The organism is Duganella zoogloeoides (assembly GCF_034479515.1).
In the GTDB taxonomy this organism is placed as follows: domain Bacteria; phylum Pseudomonadota; class Gammaproteobacteria; order Burkholderiales; family Burkholderiaceae_D; genus Rugamonas; species Rugamonas zoogloeoides.
Genome location: NZ_CP140152.1, coordinates 1938703 through 1951306, shown reverse-complemented (window position 1 = coordinate 1951306; position 12604 = coordinate 1938703). Strand labels below are relative to the sequence as shown.

Below are 12604 nucleotides of genomic sequence, written 5' to 3'. Positions count from 1 at the left end.
ACTCTCATTACGATATGCAGGAAGGCGCCGAAAAGTTTGTCAAAGTGTGGCAGACCTGCGCCAGGCCGGCTCAAAACAGTGCAGGCAGGTCCGGTTTTGCACCGCCTTGGTGACAGCTGTGACTATGCAAATACACTAATCGTATAAACCATATGTTGGTTTGTATATTATTGTATCTGCGGGAAATAATTCAGAAGGTTGCTATACACTACTTCCTTTTATTCGGGTAAAGAGCAGGAACACAAACTATGCGCACAACCTTCGGCTTCATGGCCTTATGCTTGACCGTATCCGCGTTTGCGGCGGAGCCTTTCGACGACAAATTCCGTCAACTGGACGAAGTTCTCCCTACCGCCAACACCTATCGCACGGCTTCCGGCGCCCCCGGTGCGGCTTACTGGCAGCAGCGCGCCGACTACACCATCCGCGCCACGCTGGACGAATCGAAGCGCTCTTTGACCGGCTCGGAGCAGATCCGCTACCACAATAATTCGCCCGACACCCTCACCTACCTGTGGGTGCAGCTGGACCAGAACATCTACAAAAAGGATTCCGACGCGCGCATGATGCTCACGCAGCCCTCGCGCGAAGCGTGGACCAAGCCACGCGGTGCCGAAGACGGCTTCAAGTTCGAAGGCTTGCGCGGCGTGCTGGCCGGTCGCGACTTCGATGGCGGCTTCAAGATCGGCGCGGTGACAGCCGGCGGCCAGCCGCTCAAGCACGTCATCAACCGCACCATGATGCGCATCGACCTGCCAACGCCGTTGAAGCCGGGCCAGACCTACAGCTTCAATATCGACTGGTCGTACAACATCAACGAGCAGCTGGTGCTGGGCGGCCGTTCCGGCTACGAGCATTTTGAAGCGGACAAGAACGACCTGTTCGAAATCGCCCAGTGGTTCCCGCGCATGGCGGCCTACTACGACGTGACGGGCTGGCAGCACAAGCAGTTCCTCGGCTCCGGCGAGTTCACGCTGGAATTCGGCGACTACGATGTGAAACTGACGGTGCCGGCCGACCACGTGGTGGCCTCCACCGGCGAACTGCAAAACCCTGGCGATGTCCTGAGCGCGGCGCAGCGCGACCGCCTGGCCAAGGCGAAAACCTCGGACAAGCCGGTGGTGATCGTCACCCAGGCCGAAGCCGAGCAGGCCGAAAAATCGGTCAGCACCGCGTCGAAGACCTGGCACTTCAAGGCCGCCAACGTGCGCGACTTCGCCTGGGCGTCGAGCCGCAAGTTCATCTGGGATGCGCAGGGCTACAAAAAGGGCGGCACCAACGTGCTGGCCATGTCCTACTATCCAAAGGAAGGCAATCCGCTGTGGGAGAAGTACAGCACCCAGTCGATCGTGCACACCATCGAGCAGTACAACAAGTACAGCTTCGACTACCCGTATCCGACCGCGATCTCGGTCAACGGCCCGGTGGGCGGCATGGAATATCCCATGATCTCGTTCAACGGCCCGCGTCCGACCAAGGACAAGAAGACCGGCGAAATTTCGTACTCGCAGCAGACCAAGTATGGCCTGATCGGCGTGATCATCCACGAGGTAGGCCACAACTACTACCCGATGATCATCAATTCCGACGAGCGCCAGTGGACCTGGATGGACGAAGGCCTCAACACCTTCGTGCAGTACCTGGCCGAGCAGGCGTGGGAAGACAACTACCCGTCGCGTCGCGGCGAAGCGCGCAACATCGTCGACTACATGCGCAGCCAGAACCAGGTGCCGATCATGACCAACTCGGAGTCGCTGCTGCAGTTCGGAAACAACGCCTACGCCAAGCCGGCCACCGCGCTCAACATCCTGCGCGAAACCATCCTGGGCCGCGAACTGTTCGACTACGCGTTCAAGGAATACGCGCAGCGCTGGAAGTTCAAGCGCCCTACCCCGGCCGACTTCTTCCGCACCATGGAAGATGCGTCGGGCACGGACCTCGACTGGTTCTGGCGCGGCTGGTTCTACACGACCGATGCGGTGGACATCAGCATCGATGGCATCAGCGAGTACGGCGTCAACACCAAGGACCCGGAAAAGGAAAAGGCATGGCGCCGCGCGCAGAAGGAAGCGCAACCGATCTCGATTTCGCAGCAGTTGAACAAGTCCCTGCCGAAGCGCACCGACGCGCACCCGGAGCTGAAGGACTTCTACAACGAGCATGACGAATTCACGGTCACCAACAAGGACCGCAACACGTACGCCGAAGCGGTGGACAAGCTCGAACCGTGGGAAAAGCAGCTGCTGGACCAGGGCAAGCACCTGTACCTGGTGGACTTCTCCAACGTGGGTGGCCTGGTCATGCCGCTGATCCTCGAGATTGAACTCAAGAGCGGCAAGAAATACGTGGAACGCGTTCCGGCCGAAGTATGGCGCTACTCGCCGAAGAAGATCACCAAGTTGATCGTCACCGACGAGCCGATGGTGGGCCTGACCCAGGACCCGTACTGGGAAACCGCCGACATCGACACCAGCAACAACGCCTGGCCGCGCAAGCCGACCCAGTCGCGCCTGGAGCTGTTCAAGACCGAGCGTGACAAGGTCAACCTGATGCGCGACTACAATACCCCGTTGAAGGCCAAGGACGACAAGTCCAAGGCCGAAGCAGGTAATTGATGGTTCTGCGCTTGCTACGCTGCGGCGCCGCCGCCGCGCTGGTGTTCTCCAGCGTGGCGGCAAGCGCCCATAACTACCACATGGGCATTGCCGACATCAGCTACAACGCACGCACCGGCAGCACTGAAATCGTCCACACCTACACCGCGCACGATGTCGCCACGCTGCTGACCAAACAGGCCGGCCGCGTGGTGGACCTGGGCCAGCCGGGCAGCGAAGCGCTGCTGCGCAAGTACACCGAAAAGCAGTTCACCGTATCGGGCCGCAAGGGCGAACGCCTGCCTCTGACCTGGATCGGCATGAAGGCCGATGCCGACAGCGTGGTGATCTTCCAGGAAATCGCCCGCACCCGCCTCGGCGCCGGCTCGCGCATCCATAACGCGGTGCTGACGGACCTGATTCCAGCACAGAAAAATACCGTCAATGTGCAGGTGGACGGGCCGGTGAAGACGTTGATCTTTGACCAGGGGAGTCTGGACCAGGTGGTGCCGTAGTCCGCAAAAAGACCACTGCCTTAAAGCACACGCACCTTCGGCCAGCGTTCCATATAGCGCTTGCTCCTGGTGCGGTTTAAAAACGTCTCCTCGCTCACCCGCGCCGGATTGCGCCGGACTCGCATCTCGAATAAATCACCGAGGCCCCAAGGCGCGATGATATGCAGTGCGTCATTTTCGTCGAGACCGATGCCCACCGACGTAGCAAACTCCGGCCACGTCGCCACCGCCTCCGCGAGACTGTGCAGCGGCGTGGCAGGATATCCGAAATACTTTTCAAACCACAGGTGGACGTGGGCTTGATTCGTCACCTCCCAGGGCAAATTCGGACAGGCATGAGCGATTATTTCCTGGTGCCGCGTCTCTTCTTCCGGTAACTCCTGCTCGTCGAAGTACGCAAGGTCGATATCGGCGAGGTCTGATGGCGTTGCGTAGCCATGTAGGTGGTCCCACACCAGGTTACGCACGGCACCCGCACCAATGCACCAGGAAGGCAGCCCCAGAGACCTGGCGGCACGAAGCGCGTGCATGAACCATGCAGACCCGCGTGCGATGGCCTTGAGTTTTTCAGAGTGTTCTTCTGCCGGCAATGTCAAACAAACCGCCATGCGAGTTAAAACGCTTCCCACTCATCGGCAGTCGCCGCCGGCGCCTTCAACTTCGGCTGCGCCCTGGACGCCACGCGTGGCGCAGCCTTGGCTGGTGCTGGTTTCGCTGCCGGCTTGGTGCCCTGCCCCGCCGCGATGGTAAATGCGGCCACCGTCTGCTCCAGCATGTCGGCCTGCTCGCGCAAGGTCTCGGCGGCGGCGGCGGTTTCTTCGACCAGTGCGGAGTTTTGCTGGGTGGTGCCGTCCATCTCCGTGATCGCGCGGTGGATCTGGGCGATGCCGTCGTTCTGCTCCTGGGTGGCGGCGCTGATCTCGGCGACGATGTCGGTTACCTGGCGAATGCTCGATACCACTTCGTGCATCGTGGTGCCGGCTTGTTCCACCAGCCTGGTGCCCGAACCTACTTTTTCCACCGAGTCGTCGATCAGCGTCTTGATTTCCTTGGCGGCGGCGGCCGAGCGTTGCGCCAGGTTGCGCACTTCGCTCGCCACCACGGCAAAGCCACGGCCCTGCTCACCGGCGCGCGCTGCTTCCACGGCGGCGTTCAGGGCCAGGATGTTGGTCTGGAAGGCGATGCCGTCGATGACCGAGATGATGTCCACGATCTTGCGCGACGATTCGTTGATCGAACCCATGGTCACCACCACCTGCTCCACCACTGCGCCGCCCTCGGAGGCAACCTGCGAGGCCGAGCGGGCCAGCTGGTTGGCCTGGCGCGCGTTGTCGGCGTTCTGGCCGACGGTGGACGTCAGTTGATGCATGCTGGCGGACGTCTCTTCCAGTGCCGCAGCCTGGCTGGCGGTACGCTGCGCCAGGTCGCCGGTGCCGGCGGCAATCTGGCTCGAGGCCGAACCTACCGCACCGGTGGACGCGCGCACGGTGTCGATCACGCGGCCGATCTGCGCCAGCAGCTGGTTGAAGGCCACCGCCGTCTGGCCGATTTCGTCCATGCGCGCAACCGGGATCTTGCGCGTGAGGTCCAGCGTCTCGCTCACGTGCACCAGCGTGCTGCGGATCGATTCCAGGCTGCCCTTGATCAGTTTATACAGTTGCCAGGCCAGCGCACCGGTCACCAGCAGCGCCAGCGCCACCACGCTCACCAGCAGGGTAAAGGCGAAGTCGTAGGCCTTCACGCTCTCTTCGCGGATGTCGGCAATCAGCTTGTTGTTGTAGGCGATGTGGTCGTCAAACCCCTTGGTCAGCGCGGCGGCGGTGAGCGCCAGCGGGGTGCCCGGCATCAGCGTGGCGCGCACCGCGTCCATGTCGCCGGCGTGGGCGCCCGCGATGAACGGCACCAGCGCCTGGCGGTAGGCGGCCATGTGCTGCTTGTCCTCTTCCAGCATCTTGCGGTCGGTGTCGTCGAAAATGCGATTTTTCTCGTAGCTGGCCAGCACCTCGTCGAACTTGGCGTGAGCGTCGTTGTAGGCCTTGTCGAGCGCCGTCTTGTCCTCCAGGTTGGAGAACACCGACAGGCGGTAGCCGGCCAGGCGCGTGGCGGCGGCATAGCTCTTGGCGGAGTTCAGTCCTTCAATGCTCGGGATCAGGCGGGTTTGCACCATGTCCAGGCGGTGGTGGGCATTGGAGAGCTGGGACAGCCCAGTGACGCCAACGAAAATCAGGGCCAGCAAGGCCACTGACAAGGTCAAGATCAAGCGTTTAGTGATACTCATAGACTTTTCCATGGAGGTGAGGGGCTGGCGACCATCTTGACGCGGCCTCCTGCCACTATACCTGCACCATTTCCAATGGGCAATTATACTAACGGATTAACTATAAAGTTATTGCTTAAACCACGTGGAAGCCATGGGTACCGTCGCGTCCCAGCTGCGCCACCAGGCCGAACTCCCAGTCCAGGTACGCCTGCATGGCTTCCGCGCGGTTGTCCGTACCTTCGTACGGCCGGCGATAGCGGTCGATCAGCGGCGATGCCAGGCGCTGCTCGCCCGACTCCACCGGCAGCCCTGCGTCGGCCCACGCAGTGGTGCCGCCCGCCAGCACCACGACCGGCAAGTCGGTGAGCGCCTGCACGTCGGCCGCCGCGTAGCGCGCCAGCAGGCTGCTGCCGCAGGTCAGTACGTAGCGCTTCGCGCCGGTCGGCAGCCGCGCCAGCGCCGCCTGCAAGTCCGAACGCAGCGCGAACCAGGCGCCGGGAATGTGGCGCTTGACGTGATTGACGCCCGAGGTAAAGTCCAGCACCACGGTGCCGTCGGCATCGTCATCGAGCCAGCGGGCCAGCGTGGCCGGATCGATTTCCTCCACCGGCGCATGAGGCGGCAAGTCGGCGCTCCACGGCGTGGTCACGTTGAAATGCTGCGCCTGAGCGCCGTCGAGCACATACACCTCATGGTTCATCTGGCGCAGCCAGTGCGCGGTGAGGTTGGCGCGCACGCCGTCGGTGTCCGCCAGCACGAAGCGCGCGCCGCGCACCGGTGCGAACTGCTCGGTTTCCTGCACCAGCTGGCCGCCGGGCGCGGAGCGGAAGCCCGGCAGGCGGCCATCGGCAAATTCCGCCGGGCTGCGCACGTCCAGCAGGTACGTGGTGCGGCCGGCTTCCGCGATCAGCTGCGCCAATCCCTCATGCGCCACGCGCAGCACGCCGGCGCGGTCGGCCAGCGCGCGAGCATCCAGCGCCGCCTGCCGCTGATTGGCTTGCGTGGCTGGCGGATAGGTGCGCGACTGGCCGTGCGCCAGCTTCTGTCCTGCCAGGGTCCAGCCGATGGTGCCGTTGCGCAGCGCCGAGACGGGATTGGGCACGCCGGCGTTGATCAGCGACTGGGTACCGATGATGCTGCGCGTGCGACCGGCGCAGTTGACGATGATGCGGGTGGCCGGGTCGGGCGCCAGTTCGCGCGCGCGTAGCGCCAGCTCGGCGCCCGGCACGCTATAACTGCCCGGGATGCTCATGGTCTGGTATTCGTCGTAGCGGCGGGCGTCGAGGATGACGATGTTGTCGCCGCCGTCGATCAGCGCCTGCACTTCCGGCGCCGACAGCGATGGCGTGTGGCGCTGTTCCTCCACCAGTTCGCCGAACGATTTGCTGGGCACATTCACATCGCGGAACAACTCGCCGCCGGCATCGCGCCAGCCATCGACGCCGCCCGCCAGCACGGCCACATCGAGGTAGCCCAGCTGGCGCAGGCGCGCGGCGGCCGGTTCGGCCAGGCCTTCACCGCCATCGAGCGTGACAATGCACACGTCGCGGCGCGGCAGCTTGGTGTAGGCATCGAGCTCGATGCGGCCGAACGGCAAATTGGCGGCGAACAGCGGGTGGGCCTGGGCGTGCGGGTCTTCCTCGCGCACGTCGAGCAGCGCGATTTCGCGGCCGGCCAGCAGGTCGGCGCGCACGTCTTGATAGGTCGCGGTAAGATTTTTGGTCATGGTTGGTTGGCGTAGCCGGAACGAAAAGGTTTCACAGCGCCCTCAGGCGAGAAGACGCTGCGGTCCACCGCGCCGATGTCGGCGCCATAGACATGGATGCCGATCGACACGCGGTCGGCGTAGGCATTGAAGACCTGGTGGATGTCGCCCAGCGATGGCGAGACGGCGGTGACAGCGCCGGTCTCGAGCCGCTGCGGCGCTCCCAGTTTGACCAGCGCGCCGTCGGCCGTGCGCTCGAAGTCCTGCGAGATCTCGGCGCCGCGCAGCAGCCCGATCAGGCCCCACACGGTATGGTCATGGATGGGCGTGGACTGGCCCGGGCCCCACACGAAACTGACCACGGAAAAGCGCGCCTGCGGATCGCGGTACAGCAGGTACTGGCGGTAGTATTGGGCGTCGGGCTGGGCCAGGTCGTCGGGCAGCCAGTCGTCGTGGGCCACCAGGTCACGCAGCAACGCCGCGCCCTCGCGCACCACGCGAGGTTCGTCGGCGCCCTCTTCCAGCACGCGGCCCAGGGCCTCGATGAAGCGGCGCAGCCGGGGCGACGCCGGTTGTCCGGTGGCGATGGTGTCTGCCATGGTTACTCCCTGATTACGCGGCCTGGCGGCGCGCGGCGGTGTTGCGGTTTTCCGGCACGTCCAGGCCCAGATTACCACGCAAGGTGGTGGCCTCGTACTCGCGCCGGAACAGGCCGCGCTCCTGCAGAACCGGCACCACGTGGGTGATGAAAGCATCGAGCTGGTACGGCAGCGCCTCGAACAGGATGAAACCGTCGGCGGCGTCGTTCAGGAACCAGCGCTGGATCGCATCGGCCACCTGCACGCCGGTACCGACGAATTCCTTGCGCGGGCTGGCGTAACGCAGCGCAGCCTGGCGCAGCGTGAGATTTTCCTCGCGGGCGGTACGGATGATGCGCTCCGACGAGCTGCGGTTGCTGTCGGCGCCATATTGGGCGATGTCCGGGAACGGGCCATCGAGCGGATACTGGGTCAGGTCATGCTCGTTGAAGGACCGGGCCAGCGCCACCAGCGCGTCTTCGATGCGGATCAGCCCTTCGGCCTGGCGGTGCAGCGCCTGCGCTTCTTCTTCAGTCGCGCCCACGATGGCGCGCAGCGCCGGCAGCACGCTGGCCTGGTGCGGCGCGCGGCCGAAGGCGGCGGCGCGCTTCTTGATGTCGGCGTAGTACGCCTGCGACGATTCGATGGTGGAGCCTTCGGTGAAAAAGGCGTCGGCATACCGCGCCGAAAAATTGCGGCCGTCTTCCGATGCGCCGGCCTGGAAAATCACCGGCTGCCCCTGCGGCGAGCGGGCGATATTGAGCGGTCCGCGCACCGAGAAGAACTCGCCCTGGTGGTTGAGAGTATGCAGCTTGGCCGGATCGATGAACTGGCCGGTTTCCTTGTTGTGCACCAGCGCGTCGTCCTCCCACGAATCCCACAGTCCCTGCACGGTGGTCAGGTGTTCGGCGGCGATGCGGTAGCGCACTTCATGCGGCGGGTGCGCCGGTTTGCCGTAATTCTCGGCGCTGCCCGACAACCACGAGGTGACCACGTTCCATCCCGCGCGGCCACGGCTGATGTGGTCGAGCGAGGCGAACTGGCGCGCCACCGTGTACGGCTCGCTGTAGCTGACAGTGAGCGTGCCCACCAGGCCGATGTTTTTCGTGTGGGTGGCGACCGCCGAGAGGATGGTGAGCGGCTCGAAGCGGTTCAGGTAATGCGGGCTCGATTTTTCGGTGATGTGCACGCTGTCGGCCACGAACAGAAAGTCGAACTTGCCCTGCTCCGCCAGCTTGGCCTGGCGCAGGTAGAAGTCGATATTGGTGCTGGCCGTGGGATCGGCATCGGGATGGCGCCAATCGCCCCAGCCGGGGCCTACGCCGTGGAGGATGAAGCCGAGTTTGAGTTGGCGCGGTGCTTGATGTGTGCTCATGATGACTCCTTGTATCAATTCTTTGTATGGTTTCAGACCGGGCGGAACACGCTGGCATCGACCAGCGCACTTGCATCCACCCGTTTCGGGAACAGCTTCGCTGCATAAAACGTATCGGCCACGTCCTGCAACTGGCGCACGATCTCCTGGTCGACGGCGCGCAGTTGCGGGCGGTCGCGGCCTACCACCAGCTTCACCACGTCCGGCGGCAGTCCGGTCAGCTGCTGGAAGACTGCGGCATACTCCTTCGGATGCGCGTTGGCCCAGGTGTTCGACAGCGCCAGACGCCGCAGCACGTCCGCCAGCGCCGCGCGCTTGCCCGGGTCGGCCAGCGCGGCGTCCGACGCGGCAATCACGCCGATGCCGGAGTTGATGCCCACGCCGTCGCGCAGGATGCGCGCACCCTGGATTTCGGCATTGGCCTGGTACGTGCCGAACGTGGCCCAAGCCTCGATCTTCCCGCTCGAAAAGGCCACGGCGGCATCGCTGGGCAGCATGAAGCCGGTCACCACGTCGTCCGGCTTCAACCCTGCCTCGCGCAGCGCGCCAAACAGCAGGTAGTGCGACACGCTGCCGCGCGCGGACGAGACGATCACGTTGCGGCCCTTGAGGTCCGCCACCGTCTTGATCGGTGAACCGGGCGGCACCAGGATCGCCACGCCGGTCGGCGACGACACGCTGGCCGCCACCACTTTGACGCGCGCGCCGCCGGCAGCAGCAGCCAGCGCCGGCGTGTCGGCCGCCATCGCGGTATCGACGTCGCCCGACACCACCGCCTCGAACAACGGCGCGGCGCCCTGGAAGCTGGCCCACTTGATCTGGTACGGCAGGTTGTCGAGCACCCCGGCTGCTTCGGCCTTGGTGCGCAGCAGCTTGACCTGGTCGCCCAGCACCAGCGTCACCTTTGATAGATCGGGCGCAGCGCCGGCAGCAGCGGTGGCGCCAGTTGCGCCACCCTGCTTGCCGCAGGCGCCCAGCAATGCCGCCGCCGGCAGCATGGTCAGCAGGCGGCGCACGCGGTCGGGATCAAAAGTCATATGCGACCTTGCCATAGTAGTAGGCGCCGCTCGGCGCGAATGGCGACGGGCCGTAGGTAAAGCCGCTGCTGCCCGAGTTGGCGTCGCCGGGGCCGTTGCGGTCAGGCTTGGTGTCGAACACGTTGGCTGCGCCCAGCACCAGCTTGATGCTCTTGCTGACAGCATAGCTGACGTCGAAATCGGTGAGCCACTTGGCGCCAAAATGGTAATCCTGGGCACGGTTGGCGGTAGTTTGCCAGGTGTAGGAATCGAAGCGCGTGGTTTGCGCATTGACTTCCCAGTCGCCCGCGAACCAGCGCGCCGACAGGATGATCTTGGTGCGCGGCGTGGCGCTCAGGTCGCCGATGCCGCCGCCGGCCGAGTAGCCGAACCACACCGAGCTGCCGCCGGTATTGGCGCCCAGCGCGCTGATCTCCGAAGGCGTGGCGTTGATGCGCTGGACCTTGGTGCGGTTCCAGTTCACTGCCGCGCCCCAGCGCACCAGGCCATAGCTGCCGTAGTCGCTGGTCAGATCGGTCACCAGGTCGGCGCCACGGGTGCGGGTGTCGATGGCGTTGGCAAAGTACTGCACCCACTCAGTGCCGGTCAGTCCTGCCGCGCGCAGCGTTGGTGCGAAGGCGGGGCCGAACATGTAACCGGTGCGCACGATGCGGTCTTTTACCTTCACCTGGTAGCCGTCGAGCGTGATGTTGATATTGTCGGCCGGTTTGAGCACCAGCCCCAAGCCGAAGTTCACCGACTTTTCCGGATCGAGGTCGCGCGCGCCGAAGCGGCGGGCCAGGTCGGAGTCGTTGCGCAGCAGCTTGGACAGGCTTGGCGCCACCTCGCCCGTTACCGGGTTGATGTTGGTGCGGTTGTCGGTTTGCGAGTAGCCGATCTGCGTGAGCGACGGCGCACGGAAGCCGGAACCGGCGGTGCCGCGTATCGCCACCACCGGCGAAAAATCGTAGCGTGTATTGAGCTTGCCGCTGGCGGTATTGCCGGCGCTGTCGTTGTAGTGCTCCGCCCGCACGGCCGCGCCCACGAACCACTGCTCCACCGGGTAGAAGCCGATGTCGTTGTAGATCGCCAGCACCGTGCGTTTTACGCGCGTAGCGTCATCGGGTGACAGGGCCACGCCAGCCTGCGCGCCCACCGCTGCCGGCCGGCCCACGTTCGGATTGCCTTCCTGGTCGCCGGGCTGGAAGATGTAGCCGCCGTTGATGTAACCGAGGCGATCGCCGGCATAGGTGGAGAAGCGCTCGAAACGCTGCTCCAGGCCCCACGACCATTGCAGCGGCTTTTTCAGGCCCACGTCGAAGGCGCGCGTAAAGTCTTCGTTGGTGGTCCACTGCTCGAACTGGTACGTGGCCAGGTTGTCGAAGCTGGTCGGAGACGTCGGCCCCAGCGACGGGTTCAGAGTAAGGTTGCTGTACTGGCGGGCGCGGTTCTTGCCGTAGCCGGTGCTGAGGTCCCAGTTCCAGCCGGCCGTGCGGCCACGTGCGCCGGCATTCAACTGGAAGTCGAAGGCGCTCATGTTATTGATGGCGAAGTAGCCGTCCGGGTATACCTGGGCCAAGGTCGCCAGGCCGTTCGGGCGGCGGAAGTTATTGCCGGCCACCGTGTTGCGGGTGCCGGCCGTGCCGAACGCGTACAGCGTGGTGTCCTTGTCGAGCGGCTTTTCCAGGTTGAAGCCGACGTCGTAGGCTTCGATGCCGGGATCGCCGTTGTGGGCACCGTCGCGGTTCCAGGTAGCGTTCTTGGGGTTCGAGGCTGGCGAATACGCCACCAGGTTCGTCGATGGGAAGTTTTTCCACGACTGGCCGCGCTTGCGCGCCGCCACGCCGATGTTCACAAACCCATCCTCGCCCAGGCGGAAACCGGCATTGCCTTCGATCTTGGCGTTGCCCGGATTGCCGTCCACTTCTTTTAGCTCACCGTAGCTCACTCCCAGCTGGCCGCCATGATTGCCGGTCTTGAGGATCACGTTGACCACGCCGGCCACCGCATCCGAGCCATACTGGGCGGCAGCGCTGTCCTTGAGCACTTCGATATGGTCGATAATCGACAGTGGAATGGTATCGAGATCGATGGCGTTGACGCCGCTGGTGTCGCCGCCGCCGTTGGTCAGCAGCGCCGAGTTGTGGCGGCGCTTGCCGTTGACCAGCACCAGCGTATATGCCGGTCCCAGGCCGCGATTGCTCACCGGCCGTACCACCGAGTTGACGCCAGCCTGGTTGGTGCCGAAGTTAAACGACGGCAGCAGGCGCGCCAGCGCCTCGCCCAGTTCGGCGCGGCCGGTATGGATCAATTGCTCGCCGCTGATCACGTCGATCGGCGCCGGGCTGTCGGCCACGGTGCGGGCCTCGCCACGCACGCCGGTGGTCACCACCACGTCCTGCACCTGGCCCACGCTGGTTTGTGCTGCAGTGCTTTGTGCGATGGCCACGCCAGCGCCAAGCAAGCCTGCTGCCGCCAGTGCCAGTTGCAATGCCGTCAGGCGGGGCGATTTATTGTTATAAGTGGTCTGCTGCATGCCGTAATTCCCTCTTGCTTGGATA

The 12604-nt window shown here is 64.3% G+C and carries 9 protein-coding genes; 2 read left to right on the top strand and 7 right to left on the bottom strand.

Annotation, left to right across the window (positions count from 1 at the left end):
* The first annotated feature begins 248 nt into the window (after positions 1–248).
* Positions 249–2615: a M1 family metallopeptidase gene (locus tag SR858_RS08660; protein ID WP_019922356.1), complete on the top strand. Its 2367-nt coding sequence runs from the start codon at positions 249–251 to the stop codon at positions 2613–2615.
* Positions 2615–3109, top strand: coding sequence for a DUF6702 family protein (locus tag SR858_RS08655; RefSeq protein ID WP_019922355.1), 495 nt, complete (start codon positions 2615–2617; stop codon positions 3107–3109). The genes SR858_RS08660 and SR858_RS08655 overlap by 1 nt, the downstream gene beginning before the upstream one ends.
* A 20-nt stretch (positions 3110–3129) precedes the next feature.
* Here the strand turns inward: SR858_RS08655 and SR858_RS08650 are convergent, their stop codons facing one another.
* From SR858_RS08650 to SR858_RS08620, 7 genes are all read right to left on the bottom strand, one after another.
* Positions 3130–3717, bottom strand: a complete 588-nt coding sequence (locus SR858_RS08650) for a nucleotidyltransferase family protein (protein WP_019922354.1) — start codon at positions 3715–3717, stop codon at positions 3130–3132.
* Between the two features lie 5 nt (positions 3718–3722).
* Entirely contained in the window at positions 3723–5387 is a 1665-nt protein-coding gene (locus tag SR858_RS08645; RefSeq protein WP_019922353.1) for a methyl-accepting chemotaxis protein, read from the bottom strand.
* Positions 5388–5502: 115 nt separating this feature from the next.
* The gene (locus SR858_RS08640) at positions 5503–7095 is read right to left on the bottom strand and encodes a rhodanese-related sulfurtransferase (protein WP_019922352.1); all 1593 of its coding nucleotides are present in this window, start codon (positions 7093–7095) and stop codon (positions 5503–5505) included.
* A complete protein-coding gene (locus SR858_RS08635) occupies positions 7092–7673 on the bottom strand; it encodes a cysteine dioxygenase family protein (protein ID WP_019922351.1) in 582 nt (193 codons plus the stop codon). The genes SR858_RS08640 and SR858_RS08635 overlap by 4 nt, the downstream gene beginning before the upstream one ends.
* Before the next feature lie 13 nt (positions 7674–7686).
* The gene (locus SR858_RS08630; RefSeq protein ID WP_019922350.1) at positions 7687–9027 is read right to left on the bottom strand and encodes an LLM class flavin-dependent oxidoreductase; all 1341 of its coding nucleotides are present in this window, start codon (positions 9025–9027) and stop codon (positions 7687–7689) included.
* A 32-nt stretch (positions 9028–9059) separates the two neighbouring features.
* Positions 9060–10064: an ABC transporter substrate-binding protein gene (locus tag SR858_RS08625; RefSeq protein WP_019922349.1), complete on the bottom strand. Its 1005-nt coding sequence runs from the start codon at positions 10062–10064 to the stop codon at positions 9060–9062.
* A complete protein-coding gene (locus SR858_RS08620) occupies positions 10054–12579 on the bottom strand; it encodes a TonB-dependent receptor plug domain-containing protein (protein WP_019922348.1) in 2526 nt (841 codons plus the stop codon). The genes SR858_RS08625 and SR858_RS08620 overlap by 11 nt, the downstream gene beginning before the upstream one ends.
* Positions 12580–12604: the final 25 nt, after the last annotated feature.

What these genes read in the sequence shown, in the direction of transcription:
- SR858_RS08660 (WP_019922356.1), top strand. Translation starts at nt 249, where the DNA reads ATGCGCACAACCTTCGGCTTCATGGCCTTATGCTTGACCGTATCCGCG.
- SR858_RS08655 (WP_019922355.1), top strand. Translation starts at nt 2,615, where the DNA reads ATGGTTCTGCGCTTGCTACGCTGCGGCGCCGCCGCCGCGCTGGTGTTC.
- SR858_RS08650 (WP_019922354.1), bottom strand. Translation starts at nt 3,717, where the DNA reads ATGGCGGTTTGTTTGACATTGCCGGCAGAAGAACACTCTGAAAAACTC.
- SR858_RS08645 (WP_019922353.1), bottom strand. Translation starts at nt 5,387, where the DNA reads ATGAGTATCACTAAACGCTTGATCTTGACCTTGTCAGTGGCCTTGCTG.
- SR858_RS08640 (WP_019922352.1), bottom strand. Translation starts at nt 7,095, where the DNA reads ATGACCAAAAATCTTACCGCGACCTATCAAGACGTGCGCGCCGACCTG.
- SR858_RS08635 (WP_019922351.1), bottom strand. Translation starts at nt 7,673, where the DNA reads ATGGCAGACACCATCGCCACCGGACAACCGGCGTCGCCCCGGCTGCGC.
- SR858_RS08630 (WP_019922350.1), bottom strand. Translation starts at nt 9,027, where the DNA reads ATGAGCACACATCAAGCACCGCGCCAACTCAAACTCGGCTTCATCCTC.
- SR858_RS08625 (WP_019922349.1), bottom strand. Translation starts at nt 10,064, where the DNA reads ATGACTTTTGATCCCGACCGCGTGCGCCGCCTGCTGACCATGCTGCCG.
- SR858_RS08620 (WP_019922348.1), bottom strand. Translation starts at nt 12,579, where the DNA reads ATGCAGCAGACCACTTATAACAATAAATCGCCCCGCCTGACGGCATTG.